Raw genomic sequence first — 17,175 nt, forward strand, 5'->3', positions numbered from 1 at the left:
TTAGTTAAATTCAAACTGATACAACAGATCGACCGCACTATCTAAGCCCGATACCGCTTCAAGATAGAGATCCTTCATTAAGCGATAACGCACGGTAAATTCACCGACAGAATCAAAGATCCCAACGCCATATTTAACCTGTAGCCCCGGAAGCACATAACCACTCACGGTTACCTGTGAATCATCACCCGATCCTGCTGTATCTAATTGTAGATCTTGCACACCAAAAGCTTCACCGATCTCGCCAACCACTTTACCGCTTTTCGCCAAACTCAAACCAATTAAGGTGGTCGTCATCGCATTGCCACCTGATTCACCATCAATATCTTGGCCTCGCAATAGGTATGACAGAGCATTTGCCTGCGGCATGGTTGGGTTGGAGAAAATCGTTAATGTTGGTTCATCAGCCGGCCCAACCACCTTCACCCCGGCAGTCACGTCATCCTGTGTGTTCTCAGGGTTACGAATTGCGGTAATCTGTACATAAGGCTGATCGACTGGACCATTCATTAAGATCTTACCCTCGGAAATCAACAAATCCTGACCAAATGAAGAGTATTCACCATTAACGATATTGATTTCACCGGTCACAAACGGACCTTTGTTTTTCTGGGTAACTTTCAAGCGTCCTTCCAAGTTACCTTCCAGACCAAACGCCGATAATTTGAAATCATCACCAATATCAATACGAATATTGCTCTCGAAATCAAATGGCACGGCGCTCTTTTCTTGGATCGGTTTGCGTTGTGCATCAACCAACACTAAGTCTTTTGACACACTCACCGCACTTGGTGGTAGTTCATCAATGACAATGCGCCCCCACGGTAGCGAAATTTTGCCATCAATCGAGGCTTGGTGAGGGCCTGCTGTCAGCGTCATATCGGGTATCACTTTAACTTTCACCATCGGTGGTACCACGACTTTTAGCTCATCGGCAAATACTCGTACGTGACTGCGCCACGCCGCGAGGTCTTGCCAGTCACCATCACCACTGACATTTAAAACCCCATCGGGGGTTTTCAACGCCGCAGAGACCGCTGCATTGTAGCCGGTGAAGTCAATCGCAATTCGACCAGAGTCCACCTCTATTGGAGAGATATCACCTTTTAACAGCACATCATCAACCACAAACTGACCATTGACTTGTGGATGTAACAGCGGACCAGATATCTTCAAATCCGTTTCTATATTCGATTTGAGCTGACTGTATTCACCCACCAGCGGGCTGAGAAAATCAAGATTGAAACGGCCAAGCGTCAAACGACCATCAATTTGTTTGTTCTCCACTCGCATATCTGGAATGGTTACCTCACCACTCAAATCGCCATTATCGGTAACATCGAGCATCCAATCCGCTTTCAATACGTTATCAGCGATAGAGGCATTGACCTTGGCGCTTTCCCAACCAAAGACCAGCGGTTGATCAAATTGTTGTGTCACGTTGCCCTTAGGCATCGTCAGCGACGCTTTTAATTCTGGTACCTGATTTTGTGCCCATTTTGCCCAGACTTGACCATCTAACGATCCTGTTAAACTGGTCTTCTCAGGCAAAAACATACTGACTTGCTTCAAGGCAAATTGATTGATCGAAAGCTGAGCTTCACCGCTTTGCCCCACTTTGATCGTTTCATCTAAACAAACCGAAGCGCCCTTTTGTCGCCAACAATGAGCGCCCACTGTTGCCTGCTCAGTCGCGCTATCAAAGCCCAACTCGGTGGCGTCCTCTAAACGCCATTCCCCTTGTTCAGTATCAAACTGCATGCGTTGCAATTGGCCAACCCAGTTAAAAGCAGGACTGGTGGTATAGCTGCCACTGATAGCCAAACTAGTCGAAACAATCGGTGAATTCACATCCAACGTCACTTCATGCGCTTGCTCTGTCCCGGATGCTTGTAAGTCAATCGTCTTAATCTCATTGCCTTGAACATTCACACCTTGCACTTGCAAAGACGCATTACCATGCGGTGCTGGCAGAGGTACCACATCGGCTTGAAGCTTGGCAGAAGCAACTTGCACCTCATTACGCCAATCGATGCCATTGACATCCAATGCCATCACAACTTCTGGTTCAGCGAACTTACCGCTCATTTGGATAGAACCAAGCGCACTCCCTTTCAATTCCGGCACTGTCTTAGCAAGCTCAGGCAGTTGCAACTGAATGTCCATATTCCACTGCTGCTCTAATTTACCCTTAGCGGTAATAGAATTAGGGCCATGAGATAACACCAAACTCGGTGTGTTAAGCGAAACAATCCCTTTACCTTTGCGATCAGAGACATCTAGTGACCCAACGATATTGAGTGGGTATTGGCGCAACATGCCATCGATATCTAGCATCGGGACAAATACATGCCAACCGCCTTGTCCGGTTAGATTTCCTGACGTCCGCAGTTTGCCACTAATATTGCCTTCTGCCTGCTGCCAATAAAGCCCAGGCTGAATATTGGACATCACCAAATCCGCGCTCCAATTGAGAGGCGCATCCCAGTTGACCATCCCTTTACCCGTTACCTCACCACCTAGTGATTTCAGCGATAAGTTGGATAAATTGATTTGGGAGAGATTCCCTTTGCCTTTTAAGTCGAGCGCAACATCAGGTATTTGTTGACCTTGCACAGCTCCATTTAATCCAAGCTGATACCCCTTTAATGAACCGTTAGCACTAAAGCGCTTTATTTGCGCTTTGTAGTCGGCTGTGCCTTTAAACGGCCACTGAACATTACCTTGAGTTAAAGTCACATCGAAGGGTAATTGGGGATCAAGCGGCTGCAATTGCCCATCTATCTTCGCAGAGATTAACTTGCTTAGCTGCGCATCCAGCTGCAGCTTTTCAACACTCCCCGTAGCAGTGAGCTTAAGCTGTTGCCCCTGCAATGGGTCAATCGCTAAGCGAGCATTTAAGGTGGCATCCAACGGATATTTTTGCGCCAATGTAATATCACCGAATAACGATGCGGTGACTTCTGGCATCACTAATTCGAGCTTTGCAATCTCAACCTTAGACTCATGCGCACGCGCCGATAGACCGAGGTGGTTAACAATCACCGGTGATGCCTGTTTTAATTGAAAGTCATTGATATCTAACTGCGCGACATCTATAGATAGCGGCAATACCACTTCTGGTAACACAATTGCCGTCGCTTTATCTTCTGCTTTGGCATTCGAAGTTGGCTCAGGCGTTGACGGAGCCAACGAGAGATGCGGGCTCTGCAGAAGCGTCGGATGAATGGTTAACTGACTGCCTTGCCAAGTTAAACTCGTCGCAAAAGACTCCCAATCGATATGGTTACCCAATATATTGAGATTGATATCATCAAGTGTCGCTTTCGTGATTTGTAGCGGTACCGGAGTTGAAAGCACACTGTTGTTATCGGTTGCCTCAGGCTCTTCCGTCGTCGATTCGGCAACGGAAGTTAAATCAAACGTCACCCCTTGAACTGCAAGCTCATCCACGCAAATGCTGGGTTTAGCTAAACAACCAACACTGGTACTTAATGTCAGTGAATTGACCGATGTATCAATGTGCAATTGAGGATCTTGGTAACGTACATCGCGCAAAGTAAAACTAGGGAATATACGACCTTGATAATCACCAATGGTCAATTGCGGTACAAAACGGTCAGCAAGCCAAACCACCGCACCGAGCCCCGACTGAGTAAACAGCAAGCCGCCCAAAGCAACCACTAAGCTCAGTACAATCAATAACAAAAATAAAGATAGCCACTTTGACCACTTAATTACCACTTTGGTCATAGTTCAGGCCCTAAAGTAAAATGTATTTGGAATTCATCACCTGGGTTCGCATCTAGCCCCCAAGCGAAATCGAGTCGCACCGGCCCCACCGGTGATGCCCAGCGAATACCCACGCCGACGCCGCGTTTGAAATCCGGCTTATCGTTAAACGCATCACCGTAGTCGTAAAACACCGCACCCCACCAGTTGCCCGTGACTCGATAGTTGTATTCTAACGACGTGACTGCCACGAACTTGGCACCGGTTAACGCACCGCTGCTATCACGAGGAGAGATCGACTCGTAGCCATAACCACGCAGGTTATTATCACCACCAGCAAAGAAACGCAGTGATGGCGACAACTTGTCAAAATCATCCACTATGTTGGCACCACCACCAATACGGAAAATACCTCGATGGTTCTCACCCAGACTACGAATCCAAGACATGCCACCTATCACGCGCAGCACATCTGTTTCAGACATCGCCTTTGAATTACCGTATTCCAAAGTTAAGGTCTGTTTATCGCCCCATGTTGGCATGGCTCCACCACGAGCTCGAGTGCGGTTAAATGAAATACCCGGCAATAAGAATTGAGCATTATCATCTTGAATACCTTGCTCATAGTTTTCTAATAGATAACGAATAAACACCGTGCGGTGCCAACCATTATCTAGCGTCCAATGGCGTTCCAGCGCCAAATTAGACTCAATACTTTTGGTATCTCGATTGTCGACATTCTTCATTCCGTACTGAATGCGATAGTAGTCATTCAACACGTCTTCGAGTGGAATACGATAACTGGCAGTAATGGTTTGCTCGGGCTTAGACAGTGAAAAACTGCTATCAAAACTGTGGCCGCGTGAATTCACCCACGGTTTTTTCCATTTGAGCGAGCCACGTACCCCAACGTCTGTAGAATAACCAAGACCGGTTTCTAGCTGGTTACGCGCTTGCGGAGCCAATGTCACCTTAATCGGTAATTCACGCCCCTGCCCCAAGTAACTCAAATCAGGCTCAACAAATACCGAAGAAAACCAGTCTGTATTGGATAGGTTTTGGTTGTACTCTCCAATGTCGGTGACCAAATATGGGTCGCCTTGTTTGTAGGGCTCTAATGAATGCACACGCGTTAGGTCAATTTGGCTCCCCGTAACCATGGTTTGGCCAAAGTGATAGCGAATACCGCTGTCATAATGCATATCAATATAAGCTTGATTGAGCTCTGGAGAGACTTCTAATCGACTGACTTTAAAGTCACCTTCAAAGTAACCTTTTTGTAGAGCCAAATTACGAATGCTTGATTTAAGCGCATCATACTGCCCTTGATTTAAACGCTTGCCCTGCTTTAACCCACTATTTTTGACTAAATTGCTAAAGTCCTTATCTTGCGCGGCCTCACCTTCAAACTGAATATCTAAATCTTCAATTAGCACCGGAGGCCCCGGTGTGACTTTTACAATCAACTCACCGCCATCATCAGCGGTGCGAAAATCAAATTGAGGGTGATAGTAACCAAGCGCATTAAGAGCCTCGGTAATACTGCGTTCTAAACGCGCTTGAAAGCGCAGAGAGGTGTCATATTCTTTTTTAGGGATAGATGAAAGGTAAACATCCACATTGTCTTTAACCGATCCTTTCAATCCTTGAATGGATAAATCGATGTCACTAGCCTTGGCCACACTTGCAAACAAGAGCGACGACGTAACAATGGCTAAAGACTTTTTTATCATGGCTGAGCAACACTATTTTTATTGATTTTGAGCATTTATTTGTACTTAAGTGACCTCAAGAGGCTTGAGTATCTACATAAATCATAACGTGACTTATACGATTCGTCTGTATTAAAAGTGTTAAACATCCCGTCTTAAAGAAGGATAACTTAACAAGGAAAATGGCATGCTAGACAAACAAACCCTTATATCATCAGACTCTGCACTACCCGGTCGCAATGAACCGCTCAAGATTGATGATTTACATTTCGTTAATGGCTCAGAGCTCAAAGCGCCATTAAAAGATAACCAACAGCAAGTTCTCTTTGGCATGGGCTGTTTTTGGGGGGCTGAGCGCTTATTTTGGCAACTTGAAGGCGTGGTTAGCACTTCTGTCGGTTATGCGGGAGGCTTTACACCAAACCCAACTTACGAGGAAGTATGTAGTGGCCAAACTGCGCATGCTGAAGTTGTGCGTGTGGTATTTGAACCGGAAATGATCAGTTTGGAAACTTTACTGCGTGTTTTTTGGGAGCGACACGATCCAACTCAAGGTATGCGCCAAGGAAATGATCGCGGAACCCAATATCGCTCCGCCATTTATGTCTACACACCAGAGCAACTCGATTACGCGCAGCAAAGCCAGAATGCCTACCAAACTCTGCTCGGCACCACACCCATCACCACAGAGATAACTTTTGCCGACAACTACTACTTCGCTGAGAGTTATCATCAGCAATATTTAGCCAAAAATCCTAATGGATATTGTGGCTTAGGCGGTACTGGGGTGTGCTTTCCTCCCACTGTCTAGTCGACGATGGTCTGGCTAGTGGATTCGCATTTTGAGTATATACTTTAGTTGCAGACCAACCCGATGCAAAAGATGGCGCTCTCATCCCCATTAGCCATCAGTGCATTTAAGGGTAAAAACAACAACAGGAAGAAATAATGAAAAATAAAACTCTGCTAGCACTGGCAATTGCCTGCGCTCCGATGCTTGCCTCTGCGCACAATCTAACCTTGGGTCAGGCAACACCAACTGTCAACGTCGCTGAATATGGCGAGATCTTAGTAAAAGACAAAGATGCGGTTTACCAAGCATGGAGTACCAATGACATGTTGGGTAAGGTTCGCGTGATTCAAGCAATTGCAGGACGCAGCAATTCAAAAGAAATGAATGCACCGCTAATGGCCGCTATTACCGCCGCTCAATTCCCGGCAGATGCCTACCAAACCACCACGATTATCAATCAAGATGATGCGATTTGGGGTACGGGTTCATTTGTAAAATCATCAGCACAAGATAGCAAAATGGAATTTCCTTGGTCTTCAATGGTGCTAGATGAACACGGCCTGGTTGCACAAGCGTGGCAATTAAAGCCTGAATCATCTGCAATCATCGTACAAGACAAGCAAGGCTCGGTATTATTCGTAAAAGAAGGGGCTCTGTCTGAGGCTGAAGTGAAACAAGTTCTTGAGTTAGTAGCGCAAAATTTATAAACAGCTAAATTTTCCCTGACGTTTAAAAACGGAGTTGTTATAGTATAACAACTCCGTTTTTTTATTGGTTGAAGAATTGAATGCCACGCTTTCACTTCATTGCAGGACGCAAACTGATGATTGTATTTTGTACAATCACTCTTGTGCTGTGGACCAATTTTGCGGTTATTCATCACCAGCTTGATCTCGATAAAACTCATCACGAGCACCATCATTGCCAGCTTTTTGCTAGCACAATGCATGGCGCCAAATCGAGCTTACCGAAGCTGATACTCAATCATTCACCTGAACCTCCACCTTCGCTTGCTGACTACCACTACATGACGGTTCCGGTGATCGCGCAAATCGCTCGCGCACCGCCTAAACTTATCTAAATACAAACAGTTAATTTTTACTAACCCAATTACCTGAGGTGTACGTTTTAATCGCGCATCGTTGCCAATATCACGACATCGTTTTAAATAAGTTCTAGGAAAACAGAATGAATAAGATTTCTTCGATCGCACTGGCGGTTGGTTTTACTCTATCTACCTCATCATTTGCTCAAGATGATTTTCGCCAACACGATGCTCACGTGCATGGTGTAGTTGAGTTTAACATTGCCCAAGACAGTAATGAGCTACTGGTCGAGATCACTGCACCTGGTGCCGATGTGGTGGGCTTTGAGCACGCCCCTGAAACGGATGCGCAAAAACAAGCGTTAACACAAGCCATCGCGCAACTTAAACAACCACAACAAATTCTGACCTTGGCTCCTGCGGCAAAATGCGATGTGGAACATATCGCCGTGAATCATACATTGGGTCACTCTGAGCACCACGACCACGACCACGAGCACGACCACGACCATGACCATGACCATGACCATGACCATGGCCATGACCATCATGATGATCACCAACATCATAACCATCAAGAAAAACATGCCGATCACCACGATGAACATCATGGCCATGAAGGGCACGATGATCATGCTGATCACGAAAAAGGTGGGCATGGTGAATTCACTATCGAATATCACTACCAATGTGGTGATATCAACAAGCTCAATGCTATCGAGACCACTTGGTTTAGCCAGTTCCCGAGCACAGAGAAAGTGCATGCCAATGTGCTAACCGATACTGCGCAGACTGCCGTAGAGCTAAGCCCAAGCAGTACAGCGATCAAACTATAATCAAACCATGAGCTTGGTCGATACACCAAGCTCATATCGTCTCAACATTCGTTGGAATATTCGATGGATACTATTTCGCCATCTAAAGTGATCGAACTTCGCCAAGCAAGCTTTGCTTGGTCGGAGAATCATTCACCCACTCTTATCATTGAAGATTTGCAGGTACAGCGCGGTGAACACCTATTTATTAAAGGCCCGAGTGGCTGTGGTAAATCGACACTATTAGGGTTGTTGACTGGCATTAATCAAATTCAATCTGGTTCACTTTCAGTGTTAGGCCAAGACCTAAGCCTGTTAACCAGTGCTCAACGCGATCGTTTTCGCGCTGACAACATTGGCTACATTTTTCAACAGTTCAACTTATTGCCGTATCTTAATGTGGTTGAAAATGTCACTTTACCTTGTCAATTCTCGACATTGCGACGTGAGCACGCGGGCAAACACCCTGAACAAATGGCCAAAGCCTTGCTGCATAAATTGCACTTAAGTGAACACCTACTGCATAAACCCGTAGTTGAGCTCAGTATTGGTCAACAACAGAGGGTCGCCGCAGCAAGAGCCTTAATTGGTCACCCACAATTAATCATTGCTGATGAACCAACATCGTCACTCGATCATGAAAACCGAACCGCATTTATTGAGCTGTTACTTGAGCAAGTCAATCACGTTAACGCGACACTCATTTTTGTCAGTCATGATCCAACATTAGAGCCACTGTTCGACCGAAGCCTCGATCTACGACAAATCAACCAAGCAGGAGTCGAACAATGAAAGCCACTCTGTTACTCGCTTGGAAAAGCGTCAATAATCGCCGCTTAACCGCTTTTCTTACCATCCTCACCGTTGCTGTGTCTTTAGTACTGCTACTTGGGGTTGAACGTATTCGTACGCAAGCAAAAACCAGCTTTGCCAATACGATTTCCGGTACCGACTTAATCGTTGGAGGACGCTCTGGACAGGTTAATTTACTGCTTTATTCGGTATTTCGCATTGGTAATGCGACCAACAATATTGACTGGAAGAGCTTTGAGGAATTCAGCCAACATCGCTCGGTAAAATGGACCATTCCGCTATCGCTGGGGGATTCTCATAAAGGCTTCCGTGTTCTCGGTACCAATCATAGCTACTTCGAACATTATCGATTCGGTAATAAACAGCCTCTGGAACTTGCCCAAGGCAAGCCATTTAATGGTTTATTTGAGGCGGTGATCGGTTCAGATGTGGCGAAAAAACTCGGCTATCATATCGGCAGTGAAATCATCATTGCGCATGGCATTAGTGATGTTGGCTTTAGCCGTCATGACAATTTGCCATTTAAAGTGGTCGGGATATCTGCTCCGACAGGAACACCAGTCGATAAAACAGTCCATGTATCCCTTGAAGCAATTGAAGCGATCCATGTGGGATGGGAATCGGGTGCTCGTCTTGGTGCCACACCAAGTGCAGAACAATTAGAACAATACGACTTTCAACCCAAGCAAATTACCGCAATGCTGATTGGCTTAAAGTCGAGAATTCAAACTTTCGCTTTGCAACGTCAAATCAACACCTATACCAAAGAACCCTTGAGTGCAATTCTACCCGGTGTCGCCTTACATGAATTATGGGGCATGATGTCTGTAGCAGAGCAAGCATTGATGGTGGTATCAGGCTTTGTTGTGGTCGCTGGATTGCTGGGCATGCTTTCTAGCTTGCTCACCAGTTTACAAGAACGCCGCCGAGAGATGGCAATATTGCGAGCGATGGGCGCGAGGCCAAGACACATATTCAGTTTGCTGATCCTTGAAGCCAGCGTTCTCACTGCGGTCGGTATTGTATTGGGTATTGCAGCTTTGTATGGGTTGATTGCTTTAATTGGACCCTATGTCGCCACGCAATACGGTATTCAACTGCCTTTAATTATGTTGTCCTACCATGAACTGATGCTCATTGCTGCTGTACAATTTGCCGGCACCATTATTGGGGTTTTCCCTGCTTTACGCGCTTACCGCCAATCGTTAAGCGATGGAATGACGATAAGAGTTTAACCATGAAAAAAATGACTATCTTGCTATGTATGATGTTCAGCATCGCGCTTCCTAGCGCTAGCTTTGCTAATGAAGATATTTTAACGCTAGATTGGATCGACCTGATCCCAGAGGCTGAGCGCAACCAGTTTGATTCGGTTGGTATGCCTTTGATTACTGACCATTCCGGTGGGGCGATGGAGCAATCTAAACTCGGCACCGTTCGCCAAGAGCTTAACGGCAGTGAAGTGAAAATTCCGGGTTTTGTCATTCCTTTGGAAGGGGATGATGAGAAGATCACTGAATTCTTACTCGTACCCTATTTCGGTGCTTGTATTCACGTGCCGCCGCCGCCGCCAAACCAAATTATCTATGTGAATTTTCCTTCGGGAGCACCAATTCAACAGCTTTGGGATGTGGTGTACGTGATAGGGACACTCAAGACAGAAACGCTTAACCATGAGTTAGCCGAAACCGGCTATTTGCTCGAAGGTAGTGCGATCACTGAATATGACGACTACTAGATTGAGTTAACAATTTAGCAACCTGTTAATCTTCTTTTTCTACACTAAGTATCTAGACAAATAAACTAGAACGGTTAGGTACAATGCGAGAAGTAAGGCGATTGACAGGTGCTTTTTTAGTTTATTATCTTCAGAAAACTTCATGACCACCTCGCTAATTGCGATAACAACTTTAACAAATTATTATCAATTGAGGTAGCAAATTTTGCCGAGGCTTCTCACAATAGTTTCTCTAGCCGCAACTGGTTGAACAAGGTAAAGTTATAACTCACTGTTGGCTAAGGTAATCTCATGTCAGAAAGCAGCAAACCCGTCACGATTGAATACACTCCAAACTCTGAAACGCGTAATGAGAAAAAATCGAGTTACGTAAAAGACAGCTCAAGTCGCGTTATGTATATCGCGCAAGATCACGGCCTTGACGCTTTGCTGCAAAAAGAAACGCCACAGAAAAATGCGCTTGAGCGCGCTTTGGTTCGTGAGCGCAAACGACGTGAGCAACGGCAAAAAAATCTTGAGCAAATTCTTAAGCTCGCATTCAAATCCTGTAACGACGAAACGGCTGGAGAGCCTGACCAAGACTGGCTGTATCGATTTTTCGATATGGCTCAAGAGGTGCACAACCCTTCGATGCAGCGCCTATGGGCACAAGTATTTAAACGCGAAGTCACCAATCCGGGATCTACTTCGATGAAAGCACTTAAAGTGCTGCACGACATGTCACCCAAAGAGGCACAAATCCTCCAGCGAGCTGCGTCTTTGGCCTGCAGTTTTGGACATGACAATAGCCGTAAACTTCTGGTGGGCATGCGTGCTCAAGGCAGTATCTTCCAATTTGGCAAACGCACCATTACCAGCAACATCAACCTAGGTAGCTTCCAACTGCCCTACTCGAGCTTACTGGTGCTATTTGAATTAGGCTTGATGCACGGCACCGAGCTCGAGTCAGGAGAAATTGAAGTGAATTCAGCCCTGCCACTCAATTACCAAGGTAAAGACCTATCTCTACAAGTTTTGGGGAAAGGAGTTCGCTTGCTCTACTATCGCTTCTCACCAACTGGTAACGAGTTATGTAAATTGCTGGGTAATAAACCGAACTCACAATACTACGATCAAATGGTCGCCACGTTAGGCCAGCGATTTAGCATACAAACTGAAGCTAGCACGACCATTCATCATACGGTGTAAGACTCAGAGGGACGCTGGGCTTAGAAAAGCTAGAATTTAGATGTAAGAATTAAGACTCAAAAAAACGCCAGCGTATTATTGCTGGCGTTTTTGTTTTCTTGGGATAACCGAATAATTGAAGCAGTACTCAACAACGCTATAACTTCAAATATACGTACCCGTCAGCAATAACCAAAATAGTTGATGTTGCAGCTAGGCGACAAAAAAATGCGCCCTAGGAGCATAGAAAACTATGTGACTAGGACGCATTTATGCAGTCAACAACGCTGCGGCTTAAATATACAGGTTATTACGCTTTGAACGCTTTAAATGCGTTGATCAAACCATTCGTCGAGCTGTCGTGTGAGTTGATTGCAGACTCATCAGCAAGTTCTGGTAGGATTTGGTTTGCTAGCTGTTTACCTAGCTCCACACCCCATTGGTCAAAGCTGAAGATGTTTAGGATCACGCCTTGTACAAAGATCTTATGTTCGTACATTGCAATCAAGTTACCTAGTGTACGCGGAGTGATCTGTTTCACTAGGATAGAGTTGGTTGGGCGGTTACCTTCAAACACTTTGAATGGTACTAATGCCGCAGCTTCTTCTTCCGTTTTGCCTGCTTTAATAAATTCAGCTAGAACGGTTTCTGCTGTTTTACCAAACGCTAGAGCTTCAGTTTGTGCGAAGAAGTTAGACATGAGTTTTTGGTGATGGTCACCCGCTGGGTTGTGGCTGATCGCTGGTGCGATGAAGTCACAAGGAATCAGCTTAGTACCTTGGTGGATCAATTGATAGAACGCATGCTGACCGTTAGTACCTGGTTCACCCCAGATAATTGGACCCGTTTGGTAAGTGACTGCGTTGCCGTTACGGTCAACGTATTTACCATTTGATTCCATGTTACCTTGTTGGAAGTACGCCGCAAAACGATGCATGTACTGATCGTAAGGTAGGATAGCTTCAGTTTCCGCGCCATGGAAGTTGTTGTACCAAATACCGATTAACGCCAAGATTACTGGAATGTTGCTTTCTAGATCGGTTGATACGAAGTGGTTATCCATTTCATGCGCACCATCTAAAAGCTCAACAAAGTTGTCGTAGCCTACCGATAGAGCGATTGAAAGACCGATTGCTGACCATAGAGAGTAGCGACCACCAACCCAGTCCCAGAACTCAAACATGTTGTCTGTGTCGATACCAAACTCAGATACCGCTGGCGCGTTAGTTGAAAGTGCCGCAAAGTGTTTAGCAACGTGTGCTTGATCTTGAGCAGACTCTAGGAACCAATCACGAGCAGTGTGCGCGTTAGTCATGGTTTCTTGTGTTGTAAACGTTTTAGACGCAATCAAGAACAACGTGGTTTCTGGGTCTACTTTCTTCAATGTTTCAACGATGTGAGTACCATCAACGTTAGAAACAAAGTGCAGATTTAGGTGGTTCTTGTATGGCGCTAGTGCTTCCGTCACCATGTAAGGACCAAGGTCAGAACCGCCGATACCAATGTTCACGATATCTGTGATTGCTTTGCCTGTGTAACCTTTCCACTCACCGCCAATTACGCGCTCAGTGAAAGATTTGATTTTTTCTAGTACCGCATTCACAGCTGGCATTACGTCTTCGCCATCCACCATGACTGGTTTATTTGAACGGTTACGCAAAGCGGTGTGCAGCACTGCACGACCTTCAGTTTGGTTGATTGCTTGACCACTGAACATCGCTTCAATTGCTGATTGAAGATCCGTTTCTTTCGCTAAAGCAAAAAGATGTTGCAACGTTTCTTGATTGATTAGGTTTTTAGAATAATCGATAAGAAGATCGTTACCAAAACGAGTAGAAAACTTATCAAAGCGTGCTGCATCGCTAGCGAACAACTCAGTTAAATCCATATCTTGAGCAGATTCAAAATGTGCTGTTAACGCTTTCCACGCTTGAGTTTGCGTTGGGTTAATATTTTTCAACATGGTCTCTATTCCGATGTTACAGTAGGTTTTATTCCAAGATGATTAAATCGTTGGAACCCCCGGTTTTAAGCAAAAAACTGTCTAGCCTATATGTTTGGGCTTAACAAACACAAAACAAGCTAATGTAATTTTTTTTCATGATCAAATTATCGCTCAGCAATAATTCATTCACATTGAGTTAAATCATGTTCAATTGGTTCGATAATGTTGACGATACAATGCCAAGTAATTTCAATAACCTTGTGTATCATCTAGGTTAATGCCATTAGCCTAGTTAGCTTGAGTAAAATTGCCAAATAATTCATCAAGGAAAGATTATGTGGTCTCAGACAACCATCTCATTAAAAGCAAAATCGCGCGGCTTTCATCTCGTTACTGATGAAATTGAGCAACAATTACCGCAGATTAAGTCACTTTCTGTTGGTTTATTACACCTATTTATTCAGCACACTTCGGCCAGCCTAACCATTAATGAAAATGCCGATCCCACGGTGCGCAAAGACATGGAGAAACACTTCAACCATTTTGTGCCAGAACGCGCCGCCTACTACCAGCATACCTACGAAGGCGATGACGATATGCCTGCCCACATCAAAGCCTCAACCATAGGTGCAAGCCTCAGTATTCCCATTACTAAAGGACGTTTAGCTTTAGGTACATGGCAGGGCATTTACTTGGGTGAGCATCGTGACCACGGCGGTAGCCGCCGTGTTATGGCCACCATTCAAGGTGAGTAACACGCTACTTACCAAGTACCAAGAACGACAAAGGGAGCCAATATGCTCCCTTTGAATGGTTAGTCTGAATACACCATGTCAACACGTGGTGTCAGTTTAGTCACTAGCTCATAAGCAATAGTGCCAATATGAGCAGCCACTTCTTCTGAAGGCAATTCTTTACCCCATAAAATCGCTTCATCACCCACTTTGTCAGTCGCATCTGGGCCTAAATCGACGGTTAGCATGTCCATTGACACCCTACCTGCGATAGGTGCTTTACGACCATTGACAAATACTGGTGTACCATTTGGTGCCGTACGCGGATAACCGTCACCGTAACCAATCGCAATCACGCCAACTTTGGTGTCTCGCTCGCTAGTCCAAACACCACCATAGCCAATACTTTCGCCTTGTTTAACTTCACGAACAGCAATGATATGCGACTTTAATGTCATAACAGGTCTAAACCCGAGCTCCGCAGCAGTTTTATCAGCAAATGGCGACACGCCATACATAATAATACCCGGTCTAACCCAATCTAAGTGGCTATTAGGCCATGCCAATACACCGGCGGACGCGGCAAGTGAACGCTCACCAGCACAGCCATCCGTCAATGAACGAAACAGCTCAATCTGCTCATGAGTGGTCGCTTTTTCTAGCTCATCGGCACAAGCGAAATGACTAATATAACGCAGTGGTTTCGCAACATTATCGCAAGCTTTCAAACGAGAGATGAATTCTTCTAGTTGCTCAGGGCGCACACCTAATCGGTGCATGCCGCTATCAATTTTCAACCATACTCGAACCGGTGTTTCCAATTGTGTATTTTCGAGCGCTTCAAGTTGCTCGACACAGTGCACCACAGTTTGAATGTTATTGGTCACAAGTACCGGTAAATCGCCCGGAGAGTAAAAACCTTCCAGCAACAAAATCGGGTTAACAATACCAGCTGCACGCAATTGCAATGCTTCTTCAATACGTGCCACACCATACGCGCCCGCTTCCGTGGCGTGCTTAGCGATTTGCACCAATCCATGGCCATAACCATTGGCCTTAACCACGGCCATTATCTTGCTTTGTGGTGCGACCAATTTGAGTTGTTGAATGTTGTGCTGTAATGCGGCGAGATCAACGTGTGCGGTTGCCGCTTTCATATAACTCATGGTGTTATTCATCATCCATATCAAACGCTGTACCGGTATAGTTATCGAAACGCGAGTGTTGCCCTTGGAATGTCAGACGTACGCGACCGATTGGGCCGTTACGTTGTTTACCGATAATTATTTCGGCAGTCCCTTTCATTGTACTTTCTGGGTTATACACTTCATCACGGTAAATAAACATGATCAAGTCGGCATCTTGCTCGATAGAGCCTGATTCACGAAGATCCGAGTTTACTGGGCGTTTGTCAGCACGTTGTTCTAGGGAACGGTTTAGCTGCGAAAGCGCGACCACTGGTACGTTTAGCTCTTTCGCCAACGCTTTGAGTGAGCGAGAAATTTCCGCAATTTCTAAGGTACGGTTATCTGACATAGCTGGCACACGCATTAACTGCAGGTAGTCGACCATGATCATTGATAAACCGCCATGCTCGCGAGCAACTCGACGGGCACGTGAACGCAATTCAGTTGGCGTTAAGCCTGAGCTGTCATCGATATACATGTTCTTCTTCTGCATCAGAAGACCCATGGTCGACGAAATTCGCGCCCAATCCTCATCATCCAGTTGACCAGTACGAATTTTGGTTTGATCAACACGAGAAAGAGAAGCCAGCATACGCATCATGATCTGTTCTGATGGCATCTCGAGTGAGAAAATAAGTACCGGCTTGTCTTGTTCCATCGCAGCGTTTTCGCATAAGTTCATCGCAAATGTGGTTTTACCCATCGATGGACGCGCCGCAACAATCACTAAATCGGAGCCCTGCAAACCCGCAGTCATTTTGTTTAAGTCCGTAAAACCCGTACTCACGCCAGTCACACCATCTTGTGGTGATTTGTAAAGAAGTTCGATTCGCTCTAGCGTCTTTTCAAGAATGTTGTCGACGTTCTGCGGGCCTTCACTTTCTTTAGTACGTGACTCGGCAATGGCGAATACTTTACTCTCCGCCATATCCAGTAGGTCTTCAGAACCTCGACCTTGAGGATCGTAACCAGCATCGGCAATTTCATTCGCCACACCAATCAAATCACGTACTACTGCGCGCTCAGCAACAATATCAGCATACGCGTTAATGTTAGCGGCACTCGGCGTGTTTTTGACTAGATCAGCAAGGTAAGCAAAACCACCGACATCATCGAGGCTTTCATGCTGCTCTAAATGTTCAGAAAGTGTAATTAAGTCGAGTGGTTTACTATCTTCTAGAATGCGTTGTACCGCTTCAAAAATAACGCGGTGTGGGCGGCTATAGAAATCACGCGCGACGACACGTTCTGCAACAGTGTCCCAACGCTCATTATCCAGCAATAGACCACCGATGACCGATTGCTCAGCTTCCAACGAATGAGGTGGAACCTTGATTGCGTCAACTTGTGCGTCTGGGGTTTTGCGTCTGCGATTATCTGCCATGGTCATGCTCAACTACTTTCTATGACCGATCATTATAGCGAGATTAATACGCTTGTCTTCCATTGGCTCAAAGATTGTCGGTCAGTTGCGATAATTAACTTCCCTCTGAC

Annotated in this window: 14 protein-coding genes; 9 read left to right on the forward strand and 5 right to left on the reverse strand. The window is 45.5% G+C overall.

Annotated elements, in window-relative coordinates; all coding sequences use genetic code 11:
* Entirely contained in the window at positions 1-3,753 is a 3,753-nt protein-coding gene (gene tamB, locus Vt282_RS12195) for an autotransporter assembly complex protein TamB (protein ID WP_162063506.1), read from the reverse strand.
* The gene (gene tamA / locus Vt282_RS12200) at positions 3,750-5,465 is read right to left on the reverse strand and encodes an autotransporter assembly complex protein TamA (protein ID WP_162063507.1); all 1,716 of its coding nucleotides are present in this window, start codon (positions 5,463-5,465) and stop codon (positions 3,750-3,752) included. Before tamA ends, tamB begins: the two co-directional genes overlap by 4 nt.
* A gap of 166 nt (positions 5,466-5,631) precedes the next feature.
* On the opposite strand from tamA, the gene msrA reads away from it, so the two are divergent.
* From msrA to Vt282_RS12240, 8 genes are all read left to right on the forward strand, one after another.
* Positions 5,632-6,255, forward strand: coding sequence for a peptide-methionine (S)-S-oxide reductase MsrA (gene msrA, locus Vt282_RS12205; protein WP_162063508.1), 624 nt, complete (start codon positions 5,632-5,634; stop codon positions 6,253-6,255).
* Positions 6,256-6,392: 137 nt separating this feature from the next.
* A complete protein-coding gene (locus Vt282_RS12210) occupies positions 6,393-6,944 on the forward strand; it encodes a YtfJ family protein (protein ID WP_162045484.1) in 552 nt (183 codons plus the stop codon).
* Between the two features lie 80 nt (positions 6,945-7,024).
* Entirely contained in the window at positions 7,025-7,318 is a 294-nt protein-coding gene (locus Vt282_RS12215) for a DUF2607 family protein (protein ID WP_162045483.1), read from the forward strand.
* 107 nt (positions 7,319-7,425) lie between these two features.
* On the forward strand, positions 7,426-8,118 hold the full coding sequence (zrgA, locus tag Vt282_RS12220; protein ID WP_162063509.1) for a zinc uptake protein ZrgA: 693 nt from the start codon (positions 7,426-7,428) through the stop codon (positions 8,116-8,118).
* 63 nt (positions 8,119-8,181) lie between these two features.
* Entirely contained in the window at positions 8,182-8,889 is a 708-nt protein-coding gene (locus Vt282_RS12225; protein ID WP_162063510.1) for an ABC transporter ATP-binding protein, read from the forward strand.
* A complete protein-coding gene (locus tag Vt282_RS12230) occupies positions 8,886-10,145 on the forward strand; it encodes an ABC transporter permease (RefSeq protein WP_162063511.1) in 1,260 nt (419 codons plus the stop codon). The genes Vt282_RS12225 and Vt282_RS12230 overlap by 4 nt, the downstream gene beginning before the upstream one ends.
* A gap of 2 nt (positions 10,146-10,147) precedes the next feature.
* Complete coding sequence (locus Vt282_RS12235) at positions 10,148-10,648, forward strand: DUF3299 domain-containing protein (protein WP_162063512.1); 501 nt, start codon at positions 10,148-10,150, stop codon at positions 10,646-10,648.
* A gap of 291 nt (positions 10,649-10,939) precedes the next feature.
* Positions 10,940-11,836 (forward strand): TIGR03899 family protein, encoded by an 897-nt coding sequence (locus Vt282_RS12240; RefSeq protein ID WP_162063513.1) that lies wholly within the window; start codon positions 10,940-10,942, stop codon positions 11,834-11,836.
* A 289-nt stretch (positions 11,837-12,125) separates the two neighbouring features.
* Here the strand turns inward: Vt282_RS12240 and pgi are convergent, their stop codons facing one another.
* A complete protein-coding gene (gene pgi, locus Vt282_RS12245) occupies positions 12,126-13,778 on the reverse strand; it encodes a glucose-6-phosphate isomerase (RefSeq protein WP_162063514.1) in 1,653 nt (550 codons plus the stop codon).
* Between the two features lie 317 nt (positions 13,779-14,095).
* Here pgi and Vt282_RS12250 point away from each other — a divergent pair, with 317 nt between their 5' ends.
* On the forward strand, positions 14,096-14,515 hold the full coding sequence (locus tag Vt282_RS12250) for a secondary thiamine-phosphate synthase enzyme YjbQ (RefSeq protein ID WP_162063515.1): 420 nt from the start codon (positions 14,096-14,098) through the stop codon (positions 14,513-14,515).
* Between the two features lie 59 nt (positions 14,516-14,574).
* On the opposite strand, the gene alr is transcribed toward Vt282_RS12250, so the two are convergent.
* Both alr and Vt282_RS12260 read right to left on the reverse strand, forming a co-directional pair.
* Complete coding sequence (alr, locus tag Vt282_RS12255) at positions 14,575-15,651, reverse strand: alanine racemase (protein WP_162047506.1); 1,077 nt, start codon at positions 15,649-15,651, stop codon at positions 14,575-14,577.
* Positions 15,652-15,664: 13 nt separating this feature from the next.
* Positions 15,665-17,065, reverse strand: coding sequence for a replicative DNA helicase (locus tag Vt282_RS12260; RefSeq protein ID WP_162047505.1), 1,401 nt, complete (start codon positions 17,063-17,065; stop codon positions 15,665-15,667).
* Between the last annotated feature and the right edge of the window lie 110 nt (positions 17,066-17,175).

Source organism: Vibrio taketomensis, from assembly GCF_009938165.1.
GTDB classification, from domain to species: Bacteria; Pseudomonadota; Gammaproteobacteria; order Enterobacterales; family Vibrionaceae; genus Vibrio; species Vibrio taketomensis.

Bases quoted from the DNA above. Each gene is read 5' to 3' on its own strand.
- tamB (WP_162063506.1), bottom strand. From the start codon at position 3,753: ATGACCAAAGTGGTAATTAAGTGGTCAAAGTGGCTATCTTTATTTTTG.
- tamA (WP_162063507.1), bottom strand. From the start codon at position 5,465: ATGATAAAAAAGTCTTTAGCCATTGTTACGTCGTCGCTCTTGTTTGCA.
- msrA (WP_162063508.1), top strand. From the start codon at position 5,632: ATGCTAGACAAACAAACCCTTATATCATCAGACTCTGCACTACCCGGT.
- Vt282_RS12210 (WP_162045484.1), top strand. From the start codon at position 6,393: ATGAAAAATAAAACTCTGCTAGCACTGGCAATTGCCTGCGCTCCGATG.
- Vt282_RS12215 (WP_162045483.1), top strand. From the start codon at position 7,025: ATGCCACGCTTTCACTTCATTGCAGGACGCAAACTGATGATTGTATTT.
- zrgA (WP_162063509.1), top strand. From the start codon at position 7,426: ATGAATAAGATTTCTTCGATCGCACTGGCGGTTGGTTTTACTCTATCT.
- Vt282_RS12225 (WP_162063510.1), top strand. From the start codon at position 8,182: ATGGATACTATTTCGCCATCTAAAGTGATCGAACTTCGCCAAGCAAGC.
- Vt282_RS12230 (WP_162063511.1), top strand. From the start codon at position 8,886: ATGAAAGCCACTCTGTTACTCGCTTGGAAAAGCGTCAATAATCGCCGC.
- Vt282_RS12235 (WP_162063512.1), top strand. From the start codon at position 10,148: ATGAAAAAAATGACTATCTTGCTATGTATGATGTTCAGCATCGCGCTT.
- Vt282_RS12240 (WP_162063513.1), top strand. From the start codon at position 10,940: ATGTCAGAAAGCAGCAAACCCGTCACGATTGAATACACTCCAAACTCT.
- pgi (WP_162063514.1), bottom strand. From the start codon at position 13,778: ATGTTGAAAAATATTAACCCAACGCAAACTCAAGCGTGGAAAGCGTTA.
- Vt282_RS12250 (WP_162063515.1), top strand. From the start codon at position 14,096: ATGTGGTCTCAGACAACCATCTCATTAAAAGCAAAATCGCGCGGCTTT.
- alr (WP_162047506.1), bottom strand. From the start codon at position 15,651: ATGAAAGCGGCAACCGCACACGTTGATCTCGCCGCATTACAGCACAAC.
- Vt282_RS12260 (WP_162047505.1), bottom strand. From the start codon at position 17,065: ATGGCAGATAATCGCAGACGCAAAACCCCAGACGCACAAGTTGACGCA.